Below are 24,909 nucleotides of genomic sequence, written 5' to 3'. Positions count from 1 at the left end.
CGTCGTGTTCCGGTCGATGAGCCGCGTGAAGACGCCGCCCAGGGTCTCGATGCCCAGCGATAGCGGCGTGACGTCGAGCAGGAGCACGTCCTTCACGTCACCCGAGAGCACCGCGCCCTGGATCGCCGCGCCGATGGCCACGACTTCGTCCGGGTTCACGCCGCGGTTGGGCTCCTTGCCGAAGAGTTCCTTGACGATCTCCTGCACCTTGGGCATGCGTGTCGAGCCGCCCACGAGCACCACCTCGTCGATATCCGAGGCCGAGAGGCCCGCGTCGGAAATCGCCTGCCGGCACGGCGCCACTACCCGCTGGATCAGCGGATCCACGAGCTGCTCGAGCTGGGCCCGCGTCATGGAGCGGTTCAGGTGCTTGGGACCGGAGGCGTCCGCCGTGATGAAGGGCAGGGCGATTTCGGTCTGTCCCGCGGTCGAAAGCTCGCACTTGGCCTTCTCGGCCGCTTCCTTCAGGCGCTGCAGGGCCATGGCGTCGTTGCGTAGGTCGATGCCGGCTTCCTTGTTGAACTCGTCCGCCAGGTAGTCCACGACCGCGTCGTCCAGGTCGTCGCCGCCCAGGTGGGTGTCGCCGTTGGTCGCCATGACTTCGAAGACGCCGTCACCGATTTCAAGGATCGAAATGTCGAAGGTGCCGCCGCCGAGGTCGAAGACCGCGATCTTCTCGTTGCTCTTCTTGTCGAGCCCGTAGGCCAACGACGCGGCCGTCGGCTCGTTGATGATGCGCTTGACGTCCAGGCCGGCGATGCGGCCGGCGTCCTTGGTGGCCTGGCGCTGGCTGTCGTTGAAGTACGCCGGCACCGTAATCACGGCCTCCGTGACGGTCTCGCCCAGGTAGTCCTCGGCCGTCTGCTTCATTTTCTGCAGGACCGCCGCGGAGATCTCCGGGGGCGAGTACGTCTTGTCACTGATCTGTATGCTGACCTGGCCGTTCGAACCTTCCACCACGCTGTAGGGCATGCGGGTGCGCTCGTCGGGCACCTCTTCGAAACGGCGTCCCATGAACCGCTTGACGGAGTAGACCGTCGCGTCGGGGTTGGTGACCGCCTGCCGTTTGGCCGTCGCGCCGACGAGCCGTTCGCCGTCCTTCGAAAAGCCCACGACGGAGGAGGTGGTCCGGCTGCCTTCCGCGTTCGGCACCACGGTCGGCTCGCCGCCCTCCACCACCGCTACGCAGGAGTTGGTCGTGCCCAGGTCGATTCCAATGATCTTGCCCATGTGTTTCGCTCCTTAGAAACGGGTAAAGCCCGTCTCCGCGTGGAGACGAGCCGTGCCCGCTTACGTGATGAGGCGGGTGCTCCCGCCCCGGGTTTTTTCGGACCTGCTTGGACCCGCTTGGACCCGCTTGTACCCGTCCAGTCCCCCGGTCGGAGGACGGGCGGGTTCGTCCACTTCCGGCCGCGCGGCCTCAGGCCACGGTAATCGGAATCTGCCTGGGCTGCGACTCCTTCGTCTTCCGCAGCGTGAGGTTCATGACGCCGTCCTTGTACGTGGCGTCGATCGATTCGGTATCCACCGCGTCCGGCACCGGAAACGCGTGCTCGAACTTTCCGCGGGGCCGCTGCTCCGCGTCGCCGTTGAGACCGAAGGGACTCTTGCGTTCGCCGCTGATGGTGAGCACGCCCTTTTCCAGGCTGATCGACACGTCCTCCGAAGCTACGCCCGGAAGGTCGACCGCGACCATAAAAGCGTCCTCGGTCTCGTGGGTGTCCACGCGGGGCGACCAGCGTGCCTGGAATCCGGACCGTAACGCTAACGGCCGGAACATGCCGTCGAGTTCGGTCCGCAGGTTATGCAGGTTCGTCAGTGGGAATATGGTCGTCGTTCTCATGATGCTCCTCCTTTTAAAGTTACCAACTGACCTCTTCACGATCTCTTTACCGTCTCTTCACCGTCTCTCTGCAATCTCTTTGCCGCCTTTCGGAACCGAATGGCCATCCCCGGCGTACATTAGTTAAGAAACGCGGGTGATACGGCAGTTCCGTCATCTGCAATGTAATTAGCGCAAAGACCGTGCCAGTTCGAATGGATGCATCCGAAAGAAAGTAAGGGGAGTATCGTAAGTCGTTGAAAGTGAGCCGGTTAGTTTGTTTGAAAAAAAGCGCAGGTTTTGCACGGTGGAATTTGACTAATCTACGTAAGAGCACATCGGATATGCCAAATTGGCAGAACATGACAAAATGGCATATCGTGACTGCCAACAATACATGCGCAACAGGGCTGGCAGGGAGGTGATTCGGTATGAAACTGACTACGAAGATCCAGGTCAGAGACGATGAGTCGCTCGACTTGTACCTGAAAGAGATCGGCGATACGGAGCTGCTCACGCCCGAGGATGAGGAGGATCTGGCCCGCCGCATCCGGGACGGCGACGAGAAAGCACTGGAGACCATGATTCACGCGAACCTGCGTTTCGTCGTCGTGGTGGCCAAGCAGTACCAGAACCAGGGCCTCGCCCTTTCAGATCTGATCAGCGAAGGGAACATCGGCCTGATGAAAGCCGCGCGCCGTTTCGACGAGAAGAAGGGATTCAAGTTCATCTCCTACGCGGTCTGGTGGATCCGGCAGGCGATCCTCCACGCACTGGCCGAGCAGGCCCGGCTGATCCGGCTGCCCGTCAACAAGATCGAGGAACTGCGCCGGATCGAGCGTTCCATCAAGAAGCGTGAAGCCGAAATGGCCCAGGCCGGGGAAACATCCGGGGACGGCGGCGACGAGATTGAGGAGCGGAGTTACGGCAAGGGCCGCCATTCCGCCCTGCCGGAATGGGCAAGCACGCCGCTATCGCTGGACGCGCCGGTGGGTGACCAGGATGCCTATACCCTGATGGACCGGCTTCGCGACCAGGACAGCAAGATGCCGGACGAGGCACTGCAGGAAGAGCTGCTGCGGACGGAAGTGAGGCGTGCGGTATCGAACCTGACCGATCGCGAGAGCGAGGTGTTGAACCTGTACTTCGGCCTGAACTCGGACCGGCCGTACACGCTGGAAGAGATCGGGGTTCGATTCGGCCTGACGCGGGAACGGATCCGCCAGATCAAGCAGAAGGCCATCAACAAGCTGCGCCATACCCGCCACGGCAGCCGCCTGGCCGCCTACGCGGACTAAACGCAGCCTGCTAGTAAACTGCGGCGTCACGTGAACTCTTGAACGGATTTGACACGATCCGTCTGCCATTGCCCCGGCGGGAGTTCACCGGCGCCGCTTTTTTATTGTTATTTCTCGCCGCGCTTCTCCCGCTCCATGTACATGTCGAAGTCCATCTTCTCGTACCATCCGCCTTCGACGAAACGCAACATGGGCGCGAAGAGATCAGGGCTGTAGTATCCCTTGACGGGCAGGAGAGGACGTCCATCCGAGGTAAGAAACCACGTGGTGGGATAGCTGCTCACCCGGAACACCAGGGCCAGCTGGTACTCCGTCAGGGTCCGGCCTTCGATGATCAGCGGGCGGGAGGACTCCGCGTTCAGCTTCACCGGGATGAAGGATCTGCTCAGTTGCTTCAGGACGGCCTCGTCCCGATAGGTCTTCTCATTCATCCTTTGGCAGTTGGGACACCAGTCGGTATAAAAGTTGACGATGATGAGCTTGCCGGAGTCTTTGGCCAGCGCGAGGGCCTTGTCGAGCCGTTGCCAGTCGGGTTCGGCCGGTTTCTTCTCATTGACTTCACCGGCCGAGGCGACCGGAACGCCAATCGTCGCACCGGCACCGATCGCCATGCAGAACATGACCACGAGGAAGGCTGCCAGGGCGGTACCTGGCCGTCGTCCAGCGCATCTTTTCACGGACCGCATTCCGATTACTATTGGTTGGTTGAACGACACAGATTGGAATCCCGGATGGGCAAGTCATCGATCGTCTTGGTAACGACATTACTAATTGCTTAACCTACGATCTTCAGGCAGAAAGTCAAGCCGAAACCCCTCCCCCGCGCCGACGAGATAGGCCTTGTCATCCCCTTCCACTCCCTCCATATTGTAGGGATCCGTCAGACTTCAGTAAGTGCAGTACGCCATTCAGTTGCAGCATAATCAACGCACTTCCGAAATCCCGGTGCATCCAGTCAAAGCACGCCAGGCAAACAGCACAACTGGTGCACGGCGTTTTCGTTGAGACGACCCCCATGACGATGCTCGAAACTACCTATCGGCAGGCCTTCGGCCAGTCGGCCGCGCTGTACGAGCGCGCGCTCGAGCGGTTCCCCAACGGGGTGACCCACGACGGCCGGTTCATGCGCCCTTTCCCGGTATACATCGACCGCGCCCAGGGGTCGCGCAAGTGGTCGGTGGAGGGCCGGGAGGTCATCGACTACTGGATGGGGCACGGATCCCTGATTCTTGGGCACAGTCATCCGGTAATCGTCGAAGCGATCGCGGAGCAGGCGGCTCGGGGCACCCACTACGGCGCCTGCCACGAACTCGAGATCGAATGGGCGGACCTGATCCGGCAGCTCATGCCCTCCGCGGAGACGGTCCGGTTTGTTTCATCCGGCACGGAAGCGACGCTCATGGCCATCCGGCTGGCGCGGACCTTCACGGGACGGCGCAAGGTCATCAAGTTCCGGGGGCATTACCACGGCTGGCACGACCAGGTGCTGGACGGGGTCGGACCGGAGAACAAGCAGCCCATGCCGGGCGTGTTGCGGGAGGTATTCGATACGCTGATCAGCCTGCCGGAGGTCAACCTGGACCGCGTGGCGGACGTCCTCAGGCGCGACAACGACGTCGCCTGCCTCATCCTGGAACCGACGGGCGCCATGTTCGGCGGCGTGGAGTTGTCCGATGACATCGTCCCAGGGCTGCGGGAACTCACCGAGCGGCACGGCGTGATCTTCGTCATGGACGAGGTGGTCACGGGGTTCCGGTGCGCGCCGGGCGGCGCGCAGGAGTATTACGGAGTCCGGCCGGACCTGAGCACGCTGGCCAAGATCGTGGCCGCGGGACTGAACGGCGGCGCCCTGGTGGGTCGCGCGGACATCCTGGAACTGCTGGAACTTCGGGACGACGCGGAGTGGCAGACCGACAAGAAGATGCTGCACTACGGGACCTTCAACGCGAACCCTCTTTCCGCGGCCGCGGGCATCGCCATGCTCAGGCGCATCGCCGATGGCCGCGACATCGCCGTCGCCAACGAACGGGCGGCACAGCTGCGCACCCGCATGTCGGAGGTGCTGGCCGCCAACGGACTGGACGACTGGCGGGTCTACGGCTCCTTCTCCGGGTTCAAGATCCTGTCGGCGGGGACAGCCACCGCGGACCGCCGGGGCGACGCGGACATGCTGCACGCCATACGCCAGGCGCTGCTCCTGAACGGCGTGGACTGCATGGGGGTCGACGGGCTCACTTCTTCGGTCCATACCACCGAAGACGTGGAACGCACGGCCGAGGCCTTTGACGGCGCGATTTCGCTGCTTAAGCGGGCGGGGACATTCCCTTGACAGCAGGTATAATCCCTTGACAGCGGGGGTGTCCGCGCGTAGGTTGCGCCGGTGCTTTAACAAGCCTTTCCCATCCAACGATCCGATCAAGGAGAACAGACATCATGGCGACAGAAAGAGCCGGTGCGGCGACCTTTCAAGGCAATGGACTGACCCTGGTAGGCGACGAGGTGAAGGTGGGAGACGCGGCGCCGGACTTTTCCGTGCTGGCCGACGACCTTTCCGCCGTTACCCTGGCGAGTTATGAGGGCAAGGTGAAGGTCATCTGCCTCGTGCCGTCCCTCGACACACCGGTTTGCGACACCGAAATCCGCCGGTTCAATCAGGAAGCCGCGGGCCTCGGCGACAACGTGGCGGTGCTGGCGGTCAGCGCGGACCTGCCCTTCGCCCAGAAGCGCTGGTGCGGCGATGCGGGCGCCGACAACGTGACGGCGCTTTCCGACCACCGCGACACTTCCCTGGGCGTGGCCTACGGCGCCGTGATCAAGGAACTGCGCCTGCTGTCGCGCGCCGTATTCGTCATCGACGCTTCCGACACCGTGCGGTACGTGGAGTACGTAACGGAAATTACCGAAGAACCGGATTACGACGCCGCCCTGGCGGCCGCCCGCGCCTCCGTCTGAGTACGCCCTGGCGGCCGCCCGCGCCGCCGTCTGAGTACGGACCAGTCAGCGCGATCCGGCCAGACCGACCGGTAAACTGCGATCCAATCCTTCAGAAGCGGCCGGGGACGATACGCCACCCCGGCCGTTTTCTCATTTCCAGATGAGGTACTAAAGCCATGGCCGAACTCACCTATCACGCGCATGCCAGCTACTCGCTGTCGGACGGCAGCCACGACCTGCTGTTCGATCCCTTCATCACGGGCAATCCCCTGGCGACGATTTCAGCCGACGACCTGAATCCCGACTACATCCTGCTGACCCACGGGCACGGCGACCATATCGGCGACGCGGTGCCCATCGCCCGGCGGAGCGGTGCGACGATCATCGCCTCCTTCGAACTCGCCAACTACTGCGAGGCCCAGGGCGCCGAAACGCACGATTTGGGGATCGGCGGTGCGTACGCCTTTCCCTTCGGGCGCGTCAAGCTCACGCAGGCGACCCACAGTTCGTCGATCACCGCGGACGACGGGACCATCGTGTACCTGGGCAATCCGGCGGGCATCATCGTGCGGTTCGACGGGAAGACGATCTACAACACGGGCGACACGGGGCTCTTCGGTGACATGGCCCTGATCGGCCGACTGGAGAAGCCGGACGTGGTGATCATGCCCATCGGGGACAACTACACCATGGGGATCGACGATGCCGTGGAGGCGGTGCGCATGATCGGCGCCGGCACCGTGATCCCGGTCCACTACAATACCTTCCCGGTGATTGAGCAGGACCCGAATGAGTTCGTTGACAAAGTGGGCGACCTGGCCCGCTGCGTCGTGTTGAAACCGGGCGAGTCGGTCCGGTTGTAGGGGAGTCATGAAACCAGGGGCCGTCGCAGCGCGTCAGCCGAACGGTCAAGCAAGCCGCGCCGCCTCACTCACTGAAGCCGCCGCAGCCGCACGGCCATCATGGGCGGTGTTTCCCTGAAGTTCGCCCAGGATAACTCGCGGTCGGCTTCCACGCTTTCGTCGAAGGCGCGTTCCTCCAGACCGTCCAGCACGAACCCCGCTTCGAAACACGAGGCCAGCAGTGCGGACAGGGGCCGGTGAAAGATCAAGTTGGGCACGGGCTGGCCCACGATGGCCAGTCCCTCGAAGGGCTGCGGCGTCAGATAACGGTCGATCTTGATCCCGACTTTCTGAATCATTCTCCCATCCTGGTCTACCTGCTCCGCATACCGAACAGCGTACGGCGCCTGGAAGCACGGGTGTGTGAGGCTGAAGACGAAAACGCCGCCAGGTTTCAGTAGGCCGTGCACGGCGCCGAACATCGGTCCGACCTCGGCCATGTCCATGACGGCCATGTTGGATACGGCCGCATCGAAGCTATTCCTCCCCAGTCCTTCCAACTCCTTCGTATCCGTCACGTCGATCACGCAGTAGTCGATTTCGCCCGCGGTTTCGTTTTCTGATGCACCGGTCCCATGGCCTTCCGAATGATTCCGCGCCTTTTCGATCATCCCGGCGCTTCCGTCGATCGCCGTGACCCGTGCGCCCAGCCCGGCGAGAAAACGCGAGAAGTTCCCGTTCCCGCAAGCAATGTCCAGCACTTCGTCCCCGGGTTCAACGGCCAGCAGCCGATCCATGGCGGGCCGCACCAGCAGGTTGTGGAAATCGTTGCTGTGTTCGCCCATGTAGTCGTCCCAGAATCCGGCGTTCATGTTCCATCTACTCTGCGCGTCCTCGGCCAGTTCAGGCCAGTCTGACGTGGGCATGTTGGCTCCTTTACTCGAACACCCGCATGGGCGGATCTTCCACCGGAAGGCCGTGTTCCGCCGCCCATGCGCGCAAGGGCACGTCGTCTCCTTCCCGGGGCTGGCAGAAGAGTTGCGCCGTGATTGGATCCATGCTTTCGAGCACCTCATCGGACGGCGTGGGATGCTACTGGGCCCACCAGCGGTAGGCGTAGCTGACGAGGAGTACCTTGGTGGTATCGCGGGTAAAGTTGACGGCGGGCGTGTGATAGGTGCTGGTGCTGAAGATATAGGCGTCGCCTGCCTCGAGCGCCGGTTCGACGAACTCCGGAGGATCGAGCGCGCCCTTCTTGAACCGCAGGGCCTCGTTCAGCCTGTGGCTGCCGGGGACGAGCATGGTCACCCCCGCGTCGGGCGAGGGGAAGTCCGTCAGGCAGTAGCCCACCCGGATCGCCACCGTGCCACGGATGGGGTGGTCCGGCGTGAAGTTGTTGAGGTCACGGTGCCAGTTTCGGAAGGAGCGGCCGTCGCCGTCCGGATAGAGCGGCTCGTCGGAAGCGGCCTGGGGGTACTTGTAGATGAGATGTCCCCGCATGAGGTGGATGTTGTATGAAAGCAGTTGGACGACCAGGGGTACCGTGCGGCTGTTGGTGGTGAGTTCGACCAGGGCGTCGTCCAGGGCGAGATCCATGTAGCGGTTGGCGTAGTAGTTGTGTATGGGCCCGGCGGTCTCCATGAACCGGTCACCGACGGCCATGACCCGGTTCCGCAGATCGTCGTCGATGGCGTTCTTGACGATCAGGTAGCCGTGTTCCCGGAAGTGTGCCCGCTGATCGGGAGTAAGGGGTGTGAATTCCATACTGTTTCCTCGAAGTTGTTCTCCGGGTGGACGTCGGAAAAACACAGGCGGCATGGGCAAATATAGAAGCCGGCAAACGGCCCGTCAACGTTCCGGTGCTTTAGTCGCGACGCCAGCCTACGGCGCTGCCTCCTGCCGTCCGAGGTCGGCTTCTTGCGGCACTGCCTCCTGCCGTCCGAGGTCGGCTTCTTGCGGCACTGCCTCCTGTCGTCCGAGGTCGGTGTTCCGAATTTCGTCAGTCAACACACCGGTTTTATACACTACTTTTTCCACATTCCACCGAAATTTACAAGGATTTAACCTCCGGGAAATATCCCTGTAACAGATGGGGGCTATATTGGAAGCTCAGTATTACATGAACGTTTCCAATCCATCACAACAGGGAGGTTTTCCGTATGTCCCTTAGCGGCATATTACGTATCGCTGCATGCCTGGCACTTGCGGTTCCCGGCGCGGCTTTCGCGCAGGAAGAGGCGGCGGCCCCGGCGGCTGTGCTGAATTCCGGAGATACCGCCTGGATGCTCGTCAGCTGCGCCCTGGTGCTGCTCATGCTGCCCGGCCTGGCCATGTTCTACGGCGGGCTCACGCGCACCCGGAACGTGCTGGGCACCATGATGCACAGCTTCGCGGCCATGGGCATCATGGGCGTGCAATGGGTGGTCTTCGGATTCGCCCTGGCCTTTGGCGCGAGTGCGATCATACCGGGCGTCCTCGGCTGGAGTTCAGACTACTTCCTGCTGGGCGGCGTCGACCCCGGAACCCTCTGGGACGGAACGAACATCCCCACGTACCTGTTTGCTATGTTCCAGGGCATGTTCGCCATCATCACCCCCGCCCTGATCGCCGGGGCCATCGCCGAACGCGTGAAGTTCGGCGCCTACTGCCTGCTGATCCTGCTCTGGGGTTTCGTGGTGTACGAACCCCTGTGCTACATGGTATGGAACGCGGACGGCATGCTCTTCAAGGACGGCGCCATTGACTTCGCCGGCGGCACGGTGGTGCACATATCTTCCGGTGTGGCGGGCCTGGTGGCCGCCATGGTGCTCGGCCCCCGTCTCGGTTATCCCGGACGGGCCATGAAGCCCAACAACCTGACCATGACCCTCATCGGCGCGGGCCTGCTCTGGATCGGCTGGTTCGGCTTCAACGCCGGTTCCGCCGTATCCGCGGGAGAAACGGCCGTCCAGGCCCTGACGGTGACCCAGATCTCCGCCGCCGCGGGCGCCGTGGGCTGGATCGTTACGGAGCTGATCCACCATGGCAGGGCCTCAAGCCTCGGCATCGTCTCCGGCATCCTGGCCGGCCTGGTCGCAATCACGCCCGCCGCGGGCAGCGTGACTCCGGCCTGGGCCCTGGTGTTCGGCTTCGGCGCCGCCGTGGTCTGCTTCCTGATGGTACAGCTCAAGGGCAAGCTGGGTTACGACGATACGCTCGACGTCTTCGCCATACACGGCATCGGCGGCATGTTCGGCGCCCTTCTCGTCGGCCTGGTCGCCACAGACGTCGGCGGCTGGTCGCAGTTCCTGATCCAGATCAAGGGCGTGGTCATCGCCATCGCGCTGTCGGCCGTCGGCACGGGCGTCCTCGTGTGGTTGATCGACCGGACGATCGGGCTCCGCGCCACGGACGAGGACCAGCTGGTCGGCCTGGACCACTCCCAGCACGGGGAGGATGGTTACGGACTGACTCACCTGTAGTCGGCCACGCTGAGGTCACGGCCGGGAACAGGCCCGAATCTATCATTAGACCATTACTTCAGGAGTCGTCAGACCTATGAAACTAATCGTAGCCATCATCAGACCGGAGAAGCTCGACGACGTCCGGAACGCGCTCGACGAGAAAGGCATCCCCGGCATGACCCTGTCCAGGGTGTCGGGGCATGGCCGCACCGCCCATCGCACGGGGCTTTACCGGGGACAGGAGATCGACATCCCCCTCGCGGCCAAGATACGCATGGAAATCGCCGTCACCAACGATCAGAAGGACGAGATCGTGGACGTAATCTGGAAGGCCGCCAGGTCGGGCGGCGACCGGACGGGAGACGGCAAGATATTCGTCGTGCCCGTCGAAGAAAGCATCCGCATCAGCAGCGGGGAACGCGGCGAGGACGCGGTGTAGCGGAGCGTTCTGGCTGCTGTGTTGGGAAGTGATGTATGGGGTAATATGAAAGTACGTAAGTAATGACCGCCGGTCCGGTGGCGTCATCGGGCCGGCGGTTTCTTTCCCCTGGCTTCGGACCGGCGGTTTCCAGCCAGAGGCCGACTCAACCCCCCTGGTCCACGAACTGCACGTGGGTGTTCGGAGTATAGACTTCGCCTTCCGTGTACGGCCGTTCTTCTTCATCCGTCCTTATGACGGTCAATTCCAACTTTCGGTTCTCGCAGTCGCCGAACAGCAACAGGGAATTCCTGTACGGATCACCCACCAGGAAATCACGATAGACCCACGTCCCTCCCGGTTCGATGGGGTCGATAACGTATTCGAAAATGTCATCTTCCTCCTCGACGGCGGCACTCCAACTGGTGAATCCATCACTTGGTGAATTGCACTGGAAACGCGGCAGGACCACAATGATCGGCTGATCCATCTGGTTGCGAAAACCCCAGTCCACAAAGTAGAATCCTTCGTAGCTCCTTTTTATAATGGTAAGTACCACCTCGATCGGCGGGTCATCATTCGTACCGACGGTCGGAATCGGGTTCGGCGGCGGGTGATTCTTTGTTATGGGCGACCGGACCGGATCAGGCTCCGAAACCGGATTACTGCAGCACAAGGCAAAGGCGGCCATGGTGAGGTATAGTGTTTGTTTTGTCATGTCTCGCTAAAGTGCCTCAGCCCGCGCCCTGAGATCTTCAATTCCCGCCGTCATCGCCCTCAGGCGCGGGCTATCCGACTGCATGATCCGTTCGTGGGGCTCCAGGGTAAAGGGACTGAACCGCTTGATGGACGCCAGGTGGGCGTCCGAAGTGGGACGGGCCGCGTACTTGAGGGCGACATAGCGCCTTCGCCCGGCCTTGCCGTAGACGGCGTGGTAGAGGCTCTGGTTAAATACGACCGCGTCGCCGGGGTCCGTCTCGAGGGGATGGCAGGGCACCTCGTTCCCCGGAGAGCCGAAGAAAGCGGGATCGTCGAGTCCGTGCCGCTGCTGGAACGGCGTGAGTTCCTCGTGGAATGGTGACCGGTGCGATCCGGGTATGACGCGCAGTGCACCCGCGTCCTTCCGCATGGGATCCAGGTACATCATGATCTTGATGCGCAGGTAGCCGAGCTCCTGCGGCCCGGGCCGGTCCGCGTGCCAGTGGTGGAAGGGCCGCCGGGTCATGGTGCCCTGTACGCCTTCCGACCCCGACCAGATCATGTCCTGGCCGAGCAGCTGCACCATGGGCGTATAGATACGGTCGTCCTCGATCATGGGCATGGCGGCCGGATGCAACTCCAGGAACGGCGCGATGGACACGTGCTCATCCTCCGTGGGCGGATGTCTCAGTTCCGCCGTCCATATCTCGTCCGCCAGGCGTCCAAGCTCTTCGGTTTCAACTTCATCCAACACCTGCCTGAGCACGATAAACCCGAACACCCTGAAATGATGGATCTGGTCTTCTGTCAGCATTGCGGGATCCCTGCCTACTGGTGGATTACGTGGCCGCGTGATACAGCACCGCGTGATGCCCAAAGAAGGTCTTGAACAATAGCCGTATCCTTAATAACATGGGATCATTGCGGACCGCAAGACCAATTCAGCCTGACACGAAACTTGCGCGGCGCGGCCTGCTCATGCGCAGCCTGCTTTGCGAGGTGTGGCCAACCCTGGCGCGGCCCTTGCCCTGCGCGGTACGGTGCGGCGCGGCCTGCTCATGCGCGACCCGCTCATGCGCAGTCTCCCTTGCACGGTTTGGCCGTCTTATGTACGGACTGCCGATGTACGGCGCCGCCAACCATGTGCCGTCAACCAATCACGGGATCTATTGACCATGGCTCTTACCGAAGGCAAGACCGTAAAAGGAAAGAAGGACGGATACTGGATCACCTATTACGCCAACGGAAACAAGCGCAGCGAAGGCAACTACCGGATGGGCGTGAAGGACGGGAACTGGATCCAGTACTACAGCAACGGCAATAAGAAGAGCGAAGGACGGTTCAAGAACGGTCTCAACGAGGGCTGGTACGTCTGCTGGCACGAGAACGGAACCAGGCAGTGGGAAGGCGACTATGGGCCCCACGTGGGCAAGTCCTATGACGGCAAGAAAGAAGGTCGTTGGCAGTGTTATTCGGCGAAGGACGGCGAGACCGTGTGGCGCATCATCGATTACAAGCACGGTACGCGTACGCGTCCCGACGTACACCCCCTCGGACCGTGTTTAATGTGCGGTGATCCCATCCACGATCCTGATACCGATCGGTGCCCGGCGTGCAACCGCCCGTGAAACCCCGGATGTCGCGCCGCGCATTTCTCCAGTCGTCGACCGTCGCGGGCCTGGGCCTGGCGGCGGGCTGTAACCCGGCGCCTCCACCCGGCGTGATCTTCAAGGGATGGGTGTACGAACCCGACCTGGTCCGGGAGAACCTCGACTACTTCGAGCGGCAGACCGGCATCCGGGTGGACTACAACGCGGTGTCGGGCAACTACCACGACAAGATGGTGGCGCTGCACGTGGGCGGGGCGCCCATGGAGTGCTGCTACGTCCGCGACGACGACTTTGCCGAATGGGTCGAGGCCGGCTGGCTGCGTCCCTGCGACGACCTCCTGGCCGCCGATCCAGATATGTCCGCGACGACCGCGGATCTCTTCCCCTACAACCTCTCGTCCATGACCTACGGCGGCCGCCGCTACGGGCTGCCGTACTACACCGACTTCAACATCTGGATCTACAACGCGCCCATGCTCGAGGCGGCGGGGTTCGATGCCCCGGCCCGCACTCTCGACGAACTGACCGAGCAGGCCGTCAAGGTCCGGGAAGCGCGGGTCCGCACGCCGTCCGGGGACGTCATCGAGTACCCGATCATGCTGAATTTCCGGCAGAGCGTGCTGGGATTCCTGGACTGGTGGACGCTCAACTACGCCAGCGAGGCGACGCTGTTCGACGAAGACCTCAACCCCACCTTTCCGGACGACGAGGACCGCCGGGCAGAGACCATCCTGCAGTGGCTCACCGACGGCATCCATCGTCACCGCATCATCTCCCCGTCGTCGCTCACCGCGGGGCAGATGCGGGACCACGTCGCCAGCGGCCGCCAGGTCTACGGCATCCTCAACAAATACGACCTGGAGTACGTGAACAATCGCCGGAACTCGGTGGCCGCGGACGATGAGTTGAAGCGTCGGGGATCCGACGCGCTGCACGCGAAGGTGTACCGGATGGCGCCGGTGCCGTCCATCTCGGCAGAACAAAACGGCACCCTGGGCTGGACGCGCATGTATTGCCTGACGTCGAGATGCCGGGAAGACCGGATGCAGGACGCCTGGGCCCTGATGAAGTTCCTGGGCGCGAGGGACGCGGAAGGGGAGTACTACACGGCGCGGCGCTGGTTCCGCCTGCGGGGACTGGGTTTCGCCTACCGGTCGCTGCTGGACGATCCGGACATCGTCGCCCAGACGGAACAGTGGGGTGAGATCGACAAGGTCCGGGAACAGTCCCGCTACGTCCGGCCGCGGGAGAACATCAAGGCGCCGTGGTTTCCCGACTTCAAGATCTACTACCAGCCGGAGATCCAGAAAGTCCTCCTGGGACAGCAGTCCGCCCGCGACGGACTCGGCAAAATCGCGCAGCGCTGCCGCCAACTGATCACGGATTGGAGCTGAACACGCAGATATGACCGTACTGAGACCCTCTCTACTCATGACGCGGACGCGGGATTTCCTGCCCCTGCTGCTGAACCTGCCGGCGGTGATCCTGCTCCTTGCCTTCATCGCCTATCCCATCGGCATCTCCTTCTGGATGAGCCTGCACCGATACAACCTGCGCCGGCCCGACCAGGTGTACTTCCACGGCCTGGAGAACTACGCGACCATCCTCGCGAGTCCCGAGTTCTGGAACGCACTGTGGATCTCGCTGTACTTCACCTTCATGGCGGTCCTCCTGGTCATCGTGATCGCCATGGCCATCGCCCTGCTGCTCCACGAGTCCTTCCGCGGCCGCGGCGTCGTGCGCGCTTTGCTGCTCATTCCCTGGGCCATCCCGGGTGTGGTCAACGGCCTGATGTGGGCGGGGCTGCTCGGTGATTACGGCGCCTTCAACGCCATGCTGGCGGACGCGGTCGCCACCGTCAACTACCTGTTCGGTGTAAACATTGTATATACGGGCTTGGCCTCGCCCTTCGTTGCGCTGAACGCCGCCATCGGCGCCCACGTGTGGCGCAGCGTGCCCTTCGCCTGCATCATCTTCCTGGCGGCGATCCAGGCCATTCCGACGGAACAGTACCGGGCCGCCCGGGTGGACGGCGCCACGTCGTGGAACCGCTTCCGGTTCATCACCCTGCCCTGGCTGTACCACGCCGTGCTCGTCGTCGCCATCTTCGAGACCATGAACGGCTTCCGGGCCTTCGACCTGATCTATGCGCTCACGGGCGGCGGGCCCGGCGACGCGACTCACGTCATCGCCTGGCAGACCTACAAGGAGGCCTTCGCCCGGCTCGATTTCGGCGGGGCCAACGCCTATTCGTACCTGATCACGCTGATTACCATGACACTGGCCATCATCTATATCCGGCTGCTGTACCGCCGCGGACTCGTACAGGGATAGGGAACTGCCATGTGGCGACGCGCCTCGCTCTACATATACGCATTGGCGGCCGTGATCTACCTGACCCTGCCCTTCGCCTGGGTGGCGGCCGTCAGTTTCATGCCCGAACGGGAGGTGACGCAGCAACGCTGGTGGCCCGAGGAGCCCACCACCGGCAACTACAGCCTCTATTTCGACGTGGAGGGTCGGACGGCGGACGTGGGCGCCGCCATCGCCCGGCAGTTCCCCCGGGCCATCGTCAACAGCCTGATCATCGGGACCGCGGTGATGTTCCTGAACCTGACCTGCGGTTCCCTGGCGGCCTATGCCCTCTCGCGCCTGCCGTTCCGGGGCAACCTGCTGCTCCTGCTGTTCTATCTCGGTTCGCGGAGCGTGCCGGGTGTGGCCATCATGATCCCCATGTACCTGCTGATGCGGAGCTACGGACTCCTGGACACGCACCTGTCGGTGATCCTTTCCCACACGACCTTCACCCTGCCCTTCACCATCTGGATCCTGAAGGGCTATTTCCAGACCGTGCCCCTGGACCTGGAACGGGCCGCGCGGGTCGACGGCTGCACGCCGCTGGGCGCGCTGCTGCGGGTGTTTCTGCCAGTAACCACGCCTGGACTGGTGGCCGTGGGGATTTTTGCCTTCATCGCGTCCTGGGGGGAATTCCTCTTCGCTCTGCTCTTCACCACCACCATTGCTTCAAGACCGGTGACGGTGCTGGCGTCGGATTTTGCCCAGGAACTAGGGGTGCCTTTCACGGTTATCGCCGCGGGCGGCGTGCTGGTCATCCTCCTGCCCCTGGTCCTGTCCTTCATCTTCCAGCGGCTTATCATCCAGGGCATCGGCGGGTCGGTGACGGGATGAACGGTCAGTGGGGCAGTGTGGTGTACAGATGATCCCGCGGCCGGTTCATCGTTAATTGAGGAGAAACTTCATTGGCACGAGTCCGGTTGAACAACCTTACGAAGCACTTCGGCGACGTGGTAGCCGTGGACGACGTCACGCTGGACATCGCCGACCGCGAGTTCCTGACGCTCCTGGGACCGTCGGGGTGCGGCAAGACCACCTTGCTCAACATGATCGCCGGGCTGGAGTCACCCACGGTGGGAGAGGTGTGGTTCGACGACCGAAACGTGACGGACGTGCCGCCCGAGCGGCGGGACATCGCCATGGTATTCCAGACCTACGCCCTCTATCCCCACATGAGCGTCTTCGACAACGTGGCCTTCGGACTCAAGATGCGCGGGGTGCCCGTGGAGGATCGGAAGCGGCTCGTGCTGGCGGCGTCAAAGACCATGGAGATCGAACACCTGCTGGACCGCAAGCCTCGTGCGCTGAGCGGCGGGCAGCGGCAGCGGGTCGCCCTGGCCCGCGCCATCGTCCGCGATCCGGGCGTGTTCCTCCTCGACGAACCGCTGTCCAATCTGGACGCGCAGCTTCGCGTGGTGATGCGCACGGAACTGAAGCGACTTCACGGCGAGCTGGAAATGACCTTCGTCTACGTCACCCACGACCAGGCCGAGTCGCTCATCCTCTCCGACCGGATCGTGGTCATGAAGGAGGGGCAGATCCAGCAGATCGGCACCCCCGAGTCCATCTACGACAGCCCCGCCAACACCTTCGTGGCCGGTTTTGTGGGGAGTCCGCCCATCAACCTGCTCAAGGGTACGCTGGAGCAGTCGGGAGGAGGCGGCTGGCGGGTGGTCGGCAAGGGATTCGCGTGCGACGTGGCGACGTCAATAATCGAGCGGATGGGACCGCCGGATCGAAGGGACGTATACCTGGGCGTGCGGGCGGAGGATATTGGGGTGGACGAGGTGCCGGCGTCACGAGGGTCGGCGTCACCAGGGTCGGACAGCGAGGTGCAGGAATCTGCGACTTCAGTAGCCCCTGCGGCTGATTCAATGGAGTCGGCCAGCGAGGAACGCGACACGCAACGGACCGCAGCCCGGGCAAAGGTCGTCGTGCGCGAACCCATGGGAAGTGACCTGTACCTGACGGTTGACGTCGGGGGCAACAACGTCAAGGTGCGCACCCGACCGGACGTTCGTTTCGACCGGGGCGACAGCGTCAGTCTTTCCTTCGATCCTGAGAAGCTACACCTGTTCGATGGGGAGACGGGGGTCAGCCTGTTGAACGTCCGTTAATTGGTGGACCTACCTCACTCGGCACCCCCCTCAATACTTCTGCTCATCCGGCGCGTTCGGCTGGCCCGGATGGGATCCGCCTGCGTTCTTGGCCGTGTTGCCGCCGTCCAGCGGCATGAGCGCCCCGGTGACCCAGCTGGAGGCATCGGAGGCGAGGAAAATGGCCAGCCCCTGGATGTCTTCCGATTTTCCCAGGCGGCCGATGGGTATGCCCCGCAGGTACGTGTCGCCCAGCTTGGCGTCGGCGTCGATGCGCTTGCGCAGGCCTTCGTTCATGATCTGGGCGCATACGATGGCGTTGACGCGCACGCCCTTGCTGCTCCACTCCGTGCTCATCTCCCGCGTCATCTGGGCTACGCCGCCCATGGCGATGCTGTAGGACATGTGGCCGCGGCCGAGGGCTGACAGCCCTGCGATGGACACGATGTTGATGATGCTGCCCCCTCCGGCCTTGATCATGCGCTTCGCGCCTTCCTGGCAGCAGACGTACCTTCCGACGACCAGGGTGTTCAGGGTCTGGATGAGCCCGGCCTCGGTGATTTCCAGCGGCAGCTGATTGATACCACCCTCCCCGGCGATATTGGCCAGTACGTCGATGCGTCCGTAGGTTTCGTCAAGCCGTGCGAACATCTTGCGGATCTGCGCGCCGTTGGAGACATCGCACACCACCGGTTCGGCGCGCCGGCCCAGGCGCTCGATCTCCCGGACCGTATCCTGCATGCCCTCTTCATTGATATCGGCCAGCATGAGATCCGCGCCCGCCTCGGCATAGGCGATGGACGTCGCCCTGCCCATGCCGGCGGCCGCGCCGGAGACCAGGGCCACGCGTCCGCTCAGGTCGAATAATGGATGAGACATTGCCACTCCCCCTTTGCATTTGAGGCTTCTTCGGCATATATTATATGGGTCGTTGCACCTATTTATCCAGTCGAAATTACGGCCAGTTATCTCGACGGACTTGCGAATGCCTCCCTTCACTGTCGTCTCCGATTACGAACCCCGGGGTGACCAGCCCAGGGCGATCGAGGAACTCGTCCAGGGCATAAACCGGGGGGACAGGCACCAGTGCCTCCTCGGGATCACGGGCAGCGGCAAGACCTACACCATGGCCCAGGTCATTGCCGAGTTGCAGAAGCCGACCCTGGTCATCTCGCCGAACAAGACCCTGGCCGCCCAGCTTTACGGCGAGTTCAAGGGGTTCTTCCCGAAGAACGCCGTCGAATACTTCATAAGCTACTACGACTACTACCAGCCGGAAGCGTACATGCCGGTTACGGATACCTATATCGAGAAGGATTCGTCGGTCAACGAGGACCTGGACAAGCTGAGGCTTCGGGCGACGAGCGCGCTGCTGGAACGGCGGGACGTGGTGATCGTGGCCTCGGTGTCCTCGATCTACAGCCTTGGATCGCCCGACGAGTGGAAGGAGTTCATCCTCCTCGTGGACCGCGGTGAGGCGTACGAGCGGGACATGATCATGCGCAAGCTGATCGACATGCACTACAACCGGAACGATTACGATTTCGCGCGGGGCACGTTCCGCGTGCGGGGCGACACCCTCGACATCCTGCCCGCGGACCAGGAAAAGGGCATCCGCATCGAGATGTTCGGCGACGAGGTCGACCGCATCACCGAATTCGATCCGCTGACGGGCGAGGTACTGGCCGAACGGGACCGCATCGCCGTCTACCCGGCCCGCCACTTCGTCACCACGGCGCCGCGCCTGGACCAGGCCATGAAGGCCATCGAGGAGGAGCTGGACGAACGGCTTCGGGTGCTGTACGACGAGAATAAGCTCCTCGAGGCCCAGCGGCTGGAACAGCGCACGCGCTTCGACCTGGAGATGATGCGGGAGATCGGGTTCTGCGCCGGCATCGAGAACTACTCCATGCACCTATCGGGGCGGTCCCCGGGCGAGCGCCCCTTCTGCCTCTTCGACTTCTTCCCCAACGATTTCCTGCTGGTCATCGACGAGTCCCACGTCTCACTGCCCCAGCTCCGGGCCATGTACAACGGCGACCGGTCGCGGAAGACCACGCTGGTGGAGCACGGATTCCGGCTGCCGTCGGCGCTGGACAACCGGCCGCTGACTTTCGAGGAGTTCGAGACGATGGTCAACCAGGTGATCTACGTCTCGGCCACGCCGGCCGACTACGAGCTGAGCCAGTGCCAGGGGGTGGTGGTCGAACAGATCATCCGGCCGACGGGGCTGATGGACCCGGAGATCAGCGTGCAGCCCGTGGAAAACCAGATGGACGATCTCCTGACCCGTATCCGGGAACGCGCGGACCGGCAGGAACGGGTGCTGGTGACGACGCTGACCAAGCGGATGGCCGAGGACCTGACCGACTATCTCCGGCAGTTGAACGTGCGGGTGCGCTATCTCCATTCCACCATCGATTCCATCGAGCGCGTCGAGATCCTGCGCGACCTGCGCCTCGGCAAGTTCGACGTGCTCGTGGGCATCAACCTCCTGCGTGAGGGACTCGATCTGCCCGAGGTCTCCCTGGTCGCCATCCTGGACGCGGACAAGGAGGGGTTCCTGCGGTCGGAACGTTCGCTGATCCAGACGGCGGGGCGGGCGGCGCGGAACGTGCGCGGCGAGGTGATCTTCTACGCCGACAACATCACCGATTCCATGCGGCGGGCCATGGAGGAGACGAACCGCCGAAGGGTGCTGCAGCAAGAGTATAACGAACTGAACGGGATCGAGCCCGAGACCGTGTACAAATCCATCGAGGAGATCATCAAGACCACGGCCGTGGCCGACGTGAAAGCCGTGGACGACGACATGCCGATTCTGAATACCATCGCGAAGATGGACCAGAGCACCGTCGTGGAGGAACTCAAATCGGCCATGTACGAGGCGGCCGCCAACCTGGAGTTCGAGAAGGCGGCCAGGCTGCGCGACGAGATCAACCGGCTGGAGTCCCAACCTACGAAATGAGACGGACCGTTGCCTGCCGGGTCGGTTCGCTCGCCGTGTCGCCGGTGACAAACCCTCCCGGACCGGCTGCGACCCGTCCGACTTCCCATGCTCCTACCTCTCCAAGCTGAAAGCCCGTCCTATGGCCGGCCCGTGATCACCTACGGGCTGATGGCGGCCAACGTGGCCGTCTTCCTTTTCCAGTTCGTCCTGGGACCGGTGGGCGAACAGATCTTCATCTTCAAGACCGCGGCCATCCCCCTCGAATTGACCCATTTCGTCGACCGGAACGAAATACCCATTCCCGGCACTTCCCTGCTCTACCCGGACGCACTCGTGCCCTTCCCCCTGACCCTGTTCACGGCCATGTTCGTCCACGGGGGATTCATGCACCTCGCCGGCAACATGCTCTACCTGTGGATCTTCGGCAACAGCGTGGAAAGCGCCATGGGGGCGGGCCGCTACCTGCTCTTCTACCTCCTGACCGGCCTGTGCGCCACCATGGTGCACGTGATATCCGAACCCGATTCCGCCATCCCGATGATCGGCGCCAGCGGGGCGATTGCGGGCATCCTGGGCGCCTATTTCATCCTGTATCCCAAGGCCTACATCAAGACCTTCGTCCTGCTGTTCATCTTCATCCAGATCATCCATGTGCCCGCGATCATCGTACTCGGGATCTGGTTCCTGCGGCAGATCCTGGGCATCGGCAGCGACGGCGTGGCCTGGTACGCCCACATCGGGGGATTCCTCGTCGGCATGGCCCTCGTGCGGCGCTTCCTGCAGCGGCGGCCCCGAACGATCCATATCCGCCCGGGGGGCGAGTGGTGAGCGCACCGGCGGCGGAAACACCCTTTCTCGACACGCTCGGGATTCACCGGGGAGAGGCCGTGGCCATCGTCGGCAGCGGCGGCAAGGCCACGCTGATGTACCGGCTGGCCGGCGAGGCCGTCGAACGGGGTTACGCCGTCATAACTACGTCCACCACGCACCTGCATCCGCCGACGTCGAAGCAGACGCGCGGGTTCTACGTGACCGCCGAAACGCCGGGTTGGCCGGCGCTTGTACCCGGTGAACTGAAGACGCGACGCCACGTGACCGTCCTTGGCGCCCGTCCCCGGCCCGACAAGCTCAAGGGACTGGATGGGGAGGAGCTGGAGAAGTTGAGGGAGGTTTGCGCACCCGACCTGCTGCTCATCAAGGCTGACGGCGCCCGCGCCCGGCTGTTCAAGGCGCCCGGGGACCACGAGCCCGTGGTGCCGGCGGGTACGACACGCGTCGTAGTCGTCGCCACCCTGAGGGCCGTCGGCATCCCGCTGGACGAAAGACAGGTGCACCGGCCGGAGCGCGTGGGCCGTTTGACCGGGTTGGGGCGGGGCGAACCGGTAACACCCGAAGTCATCGCCGGCGTCGTCAGTCATCCCGAGGCGTACCGGCGGGCCTTTCCGGAATCCGTGCCTCTTTCCCTGTACCTCTCCTGCGCCGATGACGGAGATAGCATGGACCTGGCCCGGCGAATCGTCGCGGCCGTGCCCGAATCGGTTTTTGACGGGATCTACTGCGGGGATATACAGCGATCGCGGGCGGTGGTGTATCGGCTGGCCTGACCTGGGTTGTGGGGAACCGATGTTGCCTGTCTCCGGCGAACTGCGCGACCCCGGCGTAGCCTGTCTCCGGCGCCTCGTACGACCCCATGCAGCTGTGTCCTCGCCGCCTTGTACGACCCGATGTTCCGCCAAATCCGCGTTGACACTCGGCGCACGCCGTGGTAGTTTCTAGCCACGTCCCGGGGCTTACCGGGTTCGGACAAACGGAGCGTCGCGGCGAGGGTTACGCGGTATTACCATGGATTTCAGAGGAACGAAATGAAGACGGGTATGCGCTTTACAACATTGGTTCTGTGTGCGGCCGTTTCGGCATGCACGGTCATCCTCGCCTGGGGCTGTAGCAGCGGCGATCCGGACCGACGCGTCGTGACGGTCTATTCGCCCCACGGAAAGCCGATCCTGCCAGAGTTCGAGAAGCTCTTCGAGGCCACTCATCCCGATGTGGACGTCCGCTGGCTCGACATGGGCTCGCAGGACGTGCTGGACCGGGTGCGATCGGAGCGGACCAATCCCCAGGGCGACGTCTGGTGGGGCGCGCCGGCGACCAACTTCATCCAGGCCGCCGACGAGGGCCTGCTGAGTCCGTACCGGCCGATCTGGGCGGACGCGCTGCTTCCCGAGTTCAGGGACGAGGAAGATAGGTGGTACGGCACGGCGCAGTTGATCCCGGTCATCGCCTTCAACAATCTCGAACTGACGAAAGAGACGGCGCCCGGAGACTGGGACGAACTCCTCGATCCCCGGTGGCGGGACCTGATCGTGATCCGGTACCCGCTCGCGTCCGGCACCATGCGGACGGTCTACTCGGGGATGATCTGGCGCACGTACCGGGATACCCGTGTCCCCGACGCGGGGTACGCGTGGCTCACGCGGCTCGATGCCAACACGAAGGACTACGCCGCCGATCCGAACATGATGTTCCAGAAGCTCGCCCGGAAGGAAGGACTGGTGTCCATATGGCTGATGAGCGACATCATGATGCAGGTGGACCGGTACGGCTATCCCTTCGATTTCGTGGTACCGAGGAGCGGAGCGCCCGTGCTGACCGACGGCATCGCGCTGATCGCAAACGGCAAGAACCCCGACGACGCCCGGCTCTTCTATGAATTCGTCACCAACGTGGACCACACCGTCCTGCAGGCCACGGAGTACTACCGGATCCCGACCCGGGGCGATATCCCGAAAGACCGTCTGCCCAAGTGGATGGCCGATCTTTCCGTCTCCCCCTTCGACATCGACTGGAAGGTCTTCTCCGAACAGTCCAGCATCTGGATGAAGTACTGGGACGACAACATCAAGGACCGGGGATAGCTCCTTTCGTCTGCCGTCGCGGTCCGTTCTGATCCGTGCCCTGTTTTGATCCGCGCCCCATTCTGATCTCCGCCCATGGCCCAGGTCACCCTCAATCGCCTCACCAAGCACTTCGATGACACCCCGGTCGTGAAGGGCATCAGCCTGACGGTGGCCGACGGCGAGTTCTTCAGTCTGCTGGGCCCGAGCGGATGCGGCAAGACGACCATCCTCCGCATGATTGCCGGGTTCATCTTCCCCACCTCCGGCACCGTGTTCTTCGACGACCAGGACGTCACCCACGTGCCCGCCAACCGGCGGAACACCGGGATGGTATTTCAGAACTATGCCCTCTTCCCCCACATGACCGTCTTCGAGAACGTGGCCTTCGGCCTGCGCACGCGAAAAGTGGCGCCGGCCGAGACTGCGGATCGCGCGGCGCGGGCCCTCGACCTGGTGGGACTGGCCGGGCTGGAACAGCGGCCCGTGCCCCAGTTGTCCGGCGGACAGCAGCAGCGGGTAGCCCTCGCTCGGGCCGTGGTCATCGAACCCGATCTGCTGCTGCTCGACGAACCGCTGTCCAACCTGGACGCCAAGCTGCGGGAAGAGACCCGGGACCAGATCCGGGAGCTGCAGACCAAGCTGGGCATCACGGCCATCTACGTCACCCACGACCAGGAGGAGGCGCTGGCCGTTTCCGATCGGATCGCGGTGATGGAGGAGGGCGAATGCCGGCAGCTGGACCGCCCCGACGCGATCTACCGCAGGCCGGCCAACCGGTTCGTGGCCGCCTTCATGGGCAACATGAACCTCTGGGAAGGCGTGATGGAGACGGACGAGGGAAGGCCGGTATTCCGGCACGGGAGCGGACTGGCCGTGGCGTTGCCGCCGTCAATTCCATTGCCCGCGCTACACTCGTCACCCGCGCCGGTCGATGACGCCGCGCCGGCCGATGACGCCGCGCCGGCCGATGACGCCGCGCCGGTCGATGATGCCGCGCCGGCCGATGACGCCGTGGCGCCGGATGGTCCCAATGACCCCGTTTACCTGGCCCTCCATCCCCAGGCCGTACGGTTGACCGAAGACGACTCTGAAGACACGGTGGGCGGTGTCGTGATCACCCGGCGTTTCAAGGGTGCAACCGTCGAATTCACCGTGGATGCCGGAGGCGTCTCCATCCAGGTCGTCGAAAACGCGGAAGGCCGGATGGCCGGCCGTCAACCCGGCGATGCCGTGCGCGTCCGCATCCCCGGCGACCAGGCAATCATCCTGAGGGACTGATCCGGACCATGAACCTGTACGCCTTCCTCCGGCAACCCCGCACCCTCGTCTTCATCCCCCTGGGATTCATACTACTTGGATACATCGTCTATCCCGCCGCCCTTGTCCTCTGGGAAAGCCTGTTCCGCGAAGGTCAGTTCGGATTCGGCAACTACGGGGAGTTCTTCGATCCGGACAGCCCGTCCTACATGGAAGGCCTGTTCAACAGCGTCATGGTCTCCGTGGGCAGCGTGCTGCTGTCGGCCCTCATCGGCGTCCCCCTGGCCC

The 24,909-nt window shown here is 63.2% G+C and carries 26 protein-coding genes; 17 read left to right on the top strand and 9 right to left on the bottom strand.

Translation table 11 applies throughout. The features are described from left to right. Together dnaK and OXH56_08305 are read right to left on the bottom strand one after the other, a co-directional pair. A partial coding sequence (gene dnaK / locus OXH56_08310; GenBank protein ID MCY3555310.1) for a molecular chaperone DnaK occupies positions 1-1,230 on the bottom strand: 1,230 nt, incomplete at its 3' end. A 190-nt stretch (positions 1,231-1,420) separates the two neighbouring features. Then, positions 1,421-1,843, bottom strand: coding sequence for an Hsp20/alpha crystallin family protein (locus tag OXH56_08305; protein MCY3555309.1), 423 nt, complete (start codon positions 1,841-1,843; stop codon positions 1,421-1,423). Between the two features lie 410 nt (positions 1,844-2,253). Between OXH56_08305 and OXH56_08300 the strand changes: the two genes are divergently transcribed. Beyond that, positions 2,254-3,120 carry an RNA polymerase sigma factor RpoD/SigA gene (locus OXH56_08300; GenBank protein MCY3555308.1) on the top strand — a complete coding sequence of 289 codons (867 nt, stop codon included), beginning with the start codon at positions 2,254-2,256 and terminating at the stop codon, positions 3,118-3,120. Between the two features lie 107 nt (positions 3,121-3,227). Here the strand turns inward: OXH56_08300 and OXH56_08295 are convergent, their stop codons facing one another. After that, positions 3,228-3,797 (bottom strand): thioredoxin family protein, encoded by a 570-nt coding sequence (locus OXH56_08295; GenBank protein ID MCY3555307.1) that lies wholly within the window; start codon positions 3,795-3,797, stop codon positions 3,228-3,230. A gap of 338 nt (positions 3,798-4,135) precedes the next feature. Between OXH56_08295 and OXH56_08290 the strand changes: the two genes are divergently transcribed. The 3 genes from OXH56_08290 (at position 4,136) to OXH56_08280 (ending at position 6,917) form a co-directional block, all read left to right on the top strand. Then, a complete protein-coding gene (locus OXH56_08290; protein MCY3555306.1) occupies positions 4,136-5,449 on the top strand; it encodes an aminotransferase class III-fold pyridoxal phosphate-dependent enzyme in 1,314 nt (437 codons plus the stop codon). 104 nt (positions 5,450-5,553) lie between these two features. After that, complete coding sequence (tpx, locus tag OXH56_08285) at positions 5,554-6,072, top strand: thiol peroxidase (GenBank protein ID MCY3555305.1); 519 nt, start codon at positions 5,554-5,556, stop codon at positions 6,070-6,072. 158 nt (positions 6,073-6,230) lie between these two features. Continuing rightward, on the top strand, positions 6,231-6,917 hold the full coding sequence (locus tag OXH56_08280) for a metal-dependent hydrolase (GenBank protein MCY3555304.1): 687 nt from the start codon (positions 6,231-6,233) through the stop codon (positions 6,915-6,917). Positions 6,918-6,985: 68 nt separating this feature from the next. Here OXH56_08280 and OXH56_08275 read toward each other — a convergent pair whose 3' ends face one another. The 3 genes from OXH56_08275 to OXH56_08265 are packed head-to-tail and all read right to left on the bottom strand — an operon-like array spanning position 6,986 to position 8,660. Beyond that, a complete protein-coding gene (locus OXH56_08275) occupies positions 6,986-7,822 on the bottom strand; it encodes a class I SAM-dependent methyltransferase (protein ID MCY3555303.1) in 837 nt (278 codons plus the stop codon). Between the two features lie 10 nt (positions 7,823-7,832). Beyond that, positions 7,833-7,955: a hypothetical protein gene (locus OXH56_08270; protein MCY3555302.1), complete on the bottom strand. Its 123-nt coding sequence runs from the start codon at positions 7,953-7,955 to the stop codon at positions 7,833-7,835. Between the two features lie 33 nt (positions 7,956-7,988). Then, a complete protein-coding gene (locus OXH56_08265) occupies positions 7,989-8,660 on the bottom strand; it encodes a phytanoyl-CoA dioxygenase family protein (GenBank protein ID MCY3555301.1) in 672 nt (223 codons plus the stop codon). Between the two features lie 395 nt (positions 8,661-9,055). Between OXH56_08265 and OXH56_08260 the strand changes: the two genes are divergently transcribed. Beyond that, positions 9,056-10,357 (top strand): ammonium transporter, encoded by a 1,302-nt coding sequence (locus OXH56_08260; protein ID MCY3555300.1) that lies wholly within the window; start codon positions 9,056-9,058, stop codon positions 10,355-10,357. A gap of 76 nt (positions 10,358-10,433) precedes the next feature. Next, positions 10,434-10,778 carry a P-II family nitrogen regulator gene (locus tag OXH56_08255; GenBank protein MCY3555299.1) on the top strand — a complete coding sequence of 115 codons (345 nt, stop codon included), beginning with the start codon at positions 10,434-10,436 and terminating at the stop codon, positions 10,776-10,778. Positions 10,779-10,923: 145 nt separating this feature from the next. Here the strand turns inward: OXH56_08255 and OXH56_08250 are convergent, their stop codons facing one another. Then, positions 10,924-11,271, bottom strand: coding sequence for a hypothetical protein (locus OXH56_08250; protein ID MCY3555298.1), 348 nt, complete (start codon positions 11,269-11,271; stop codon positions 10,924-10,926). Positions 11,272-11,481: 210 nt separating this feature from the next. Further along, a complete protein-coding gene (locus tag OXH56_08245; GenBank protein MCY3555297.1) occupies positions 11,482-12,270 on the bottom strand; it encodes a phytanoyl-CoA dioxygenase family protein in 789 nt (262 codons plus the stop codon). 361 nt (positions 12,271-12,631) lie between these two features. Between OXH56_08245 and OXH56_08240 the strand changes: the two genes are divergently transcribed. The 5 genes from OXH56_08240 (at position 12,632) to OXH56_08220 (ending at position 17,538) form a co-directional block, all read left to right on the top strand. Then, complete coding sequence (locus OXH56_08240; protein ID MCY3555296.1) at positions 12,632-13,084, top strand: hypothetical protein; 453 nt, start codon at positions 12,632-12,634, stop codon at positions 13,082-13,084. An 8-nt stretch (positions 13,085-13,092) separates the two neighbouring features. Continuing rightward, positions 13,093-14,460 (top strand): extracellular solute-binding protein, encoded by a 1,368-nt coding sequence (locus tag OXH56_08235; GenBank protein ID MCY3555295.1) that lies wholly within the window; start codon positions 13,093-13,095, stop codon positions 14,458-14,460. A 10-nt stretch (positions 14,461-14,470) separates the two neighbouring features. After that, positions 14,471-15,400, top strand: a complete 930-nt coding sequence (locus tag OXH56_08230; GenBank protein MCY3555294.1) for a sugar ABC transporter permease — start codon at positions 14,471-14,473, stop codon at positions 15,398-15,400. A gap of 9 nt (positions 15,401-15,409) precedes the next feature. Next, entirely contained in the window at positions 15,410-16,255 is an 846-nt protein-coding gene (locus OXH56_08225; protein ID MCY3555293.1) for a carbohydrate ABC transporter permease, read from the top strand. A gap of 86 nt (positions 16,256-16,341) precedes the next feature. Continuing rightward, positions 16,342-17,538: an ABC transporter ATP-binding protein gene (locus OXH56_08220; protein MCY3555292.1), complete on the top strand. Its 1,197-nt coding sequence runs from the start codon at positions 16,342-16,344 to the stop codon at positions 17,536-17,538. 30 nt (positions 17,539-17,568) lie between these two features. On the opposite strand, the gene OXH56_08215 is transcribed toward OXH56_08220, so the two are convergent. Beyond that, positions 17,569-18,396 carry an SDR family oxidoreductase gene (locus OXH56_08215; GenBank protein ID MCY3555291.1) on the bottom strand — a complete coding sequence of 276 codons (828 nt, stop codon included), beginning with the start codon at positions 18,394-18,396 and terminating at the stop codon, positions 17,569-17,571. Positions 18,397-18,502: 106 nt separating this feature from the next. On the opposite strand from OXH56_08215, the gene uvrB reads away from it, so the two are divergent. The 6 genes from uvrB to OXH56_08185 all read left to right on the top strand — a co-directional run. Beyond that, positions 18,503-20,485, top strand: coding sequence for an excinuclease ABC subunit UvrB (uvrB, locus tag OXH56_08210; GenBank protein ID MCY3555290.1), 1,983 nt, complete (start codon positions 18,503-18,505; stop codon positions 20,483-20,485). Between the two features lie 87 nt (positions 20,486-20,572). Further along, positions 20,573-21,295: a rhomboid family intramembrane serine protease gene (locus OXH56_08205; protein ID MCY3555289.1), complete on the top strand. Its 723-nt coding sequence runs from the start codon at positions 20,573-20,575 to the stop codon at positions 21,293-21,295. After that, on the top strand, positions 21,289-22,071 hold the full coding sequence (gene yqeC / locus OXH56_08200; GenBank protein MCY3555288.1) for a selenium cofactor biosynthesis protein YqeC: 783 nt from the start codon (positions 21,289-21,291) through the stop codon (positions 22,069-22,071). The genes OXH56_08205 and yqeC overlap by 7 nt, the downstream gene beginning before the upstream one ends. A gap of 258 nt (positions 22,072-22,329) precedes the next feature. Continuing rightward, on the top strand, positions 22,330-23,382 hold the full coding sequence (locus tag OXH56_08195; GenBank protein ID MCY3555287.1) for an extracellular solute-binding protein: 1,053 nt from the start codon (positions 22,330-22,332) through the stop codon (positions 23,380-23,382). 75 nt (positions 23,383-23,457) lie between these two features. Beyond that, on the top strand, positions 23,458-24,642 hold the full coding sequence (locus tag OXH56_08190) for an ABC transporter ATP-binding protein (protein MCY3555286.1): 1,185 nt from the start codon (positions 23,458-23,460) through the stop codon (positions 24,640-24,642). An 8-nt stretch (positions 24,643-24,650) separates the two neighbouring features. Beyond that, the coding region (locus OXH56_08185; GenBank protein MCY3555285.1) for a hypothetical protein at positions 24,651-24,909 on the top strand (259 nt) is incomplete at its 3' end.

The organism is Gemmatimonadota bacterium, from assembly GCA_026702745.1.
In the GTDB taxonomy this organism is placed as follows: domain Bacteria; phylum JAAXHH01; class JAAXHH01; order JAAXHH01; family JAAXHH01; genus JAAXHH01.
Note: the sequence above shows the minus strand (reverse complement) of the source record. Positions and strands in the feature narration are given on the sequence as shown.

What these genes read in the sequence shown, in the direction of transcription:
- OXH56_08305 (MCY3555309.1), bottom strand. Translation starts at nt 1,843, where the DNA reads ATGAGAACGACGACCATATTCCCACTGACGAACCTGCATAACCTGCGG.
- OXH56_08300 (MCY3555308.1), top strand. Translation starts at nt 2,254, where the DNA reads ATGAAACTGACTACGAAGATCCAGGTCAGAGACGATGAGTCGCTCGAC.
- OXH56_08290 (MCY3555306.1), top strand. Translation starts at nt 4,136, where the DNA reads ATGACGATGCTCGAAACTACCTATCGGCAGGCCTTCGGCCAGTCGGCC.
- tpx (MCY3555305.1), top strand. Translation starts at nt 5,554, where the DNA reads ATGGCGACAGAAAGAGCCGGTGCGGCGACCTTTCAAGGCAATGGACTG.
- OXH56_08280 (MCY3555304.1), top strand. Translation starts at nt 6,231, where the DNA reads ATGGCCGAACTCACCTATCACGCGCATGCCAGCTACTCGCTGTCGGAC.
- OXH56_08275 (MCY3555303.1), bottom strand. Translation starts at nt 7,822, where the DNA reads ATGCCCACGTCAGACTGGCCTGAACTGGCCGAGGACGCGCAGAGTAGA.
- OXH56_08270 (MCY3555302.1), bottom strand. Translation starts at nt 7,955, where the DNA reads ATGGATCCAATCACGGCGCAACTCTTCTGCCAGCCCCGGGAAGGAGAC.
- OXH56_08265 (MCY3555301.1), bottom strand. Translation starts at nt 8,660, where the DNA reads ATGGAATTCACACCCCTTACTCCCGATCAGCGGGCACACTTCCGGGAA.
- OXH56_08260 (MCY3555300.1), top strand. Translation starts at nt 9,056, where the DNA reads ATGTCCCTTAGCGGCATATTACGTATCGCTGCATGCCTGGCACTTGCG.
- OXH56_08255 (MCY3555299.1), top strand. Translation starts at nt 10,434, where the DNA reads ATGAAACTAATCGTAGCCATCATCAGACCGGAGAAGCTCGACGACGTC.
- OXH56_08245 (MCY3555297.1), bottom strand. Translation starts at nt 12,270, where the DNA reads ATGCTGACAGAAGACCAGATCCATCATTTCAGGGTGTTCGGGTTTATC.
- OXH56_08240 (MCY3555296.1), top strand. Translation starts at nt 12,632, where the DNA reads ATGGCTCTTACCGAAGGCAAGACCGTAAAAGGAAAGAAGGACGGATAC.
- OXH56_08235 (MCY3555295.1), top strand. Translation starts at nt 13,093, where the DNA reads ATGTCGCGCCGCGCATTTCTCCAGTCGTCGACCGTCGCGGGCCTGGGC.
- OXH56_08230 (MCY3555294.1), top strand. Translation starts at nt 14,471, where the DNA reads ATGACCGTACTGAGACCCTCTCTACTCATGACGCGGACGCGGGATTTC.
- OXH56_08225 (MCY3555293.1), top strand. Translation starts at nt 15,410, where the DNA reads ATGTGGCGACGCGCCTCGCTCTACATATACGCATTGGCGGCCGTGATC.
- OXH56_08215 (MCY3555291.1), bottom strand. Translation starts at nt 18,396, where the DNA reads ATGTCTCATCCATTATTCGACCTGAGCGGACGCGTGGCCCTGGTCTCC.
- uvrB (MCY3555290.1), top strand. Translation starts at nt 18,503, where the DNA reads ATGCCTCCCTTCACTGTCGTCTCCGATTACGAACCCCGGGGTGACCAG.
- OXH56_08205 (MCY3555289.1), top strand. Translation starts at nt 20,573, where the DNA reads ATGCTCCTACCTCTCCAAGCTGAAAGCCCGTCCTATGGCCGGCCCGTG.
- OXH56_08195 (MCY3555287.1), top strand. Translation starts at nt 22,330, where the DNA reads ATGAAGACGGGTATGCGCTTTACAACATTGGTTCTGTGTGCGGCCGTT.
- OXH56_08190 (MCY3555286.1), top strand. Translation starts at nt 23,458, where the DNA reads ATGGCCCAGGTCACCCTCAATCGCCTCACCAAGCACTTCGATGACACC.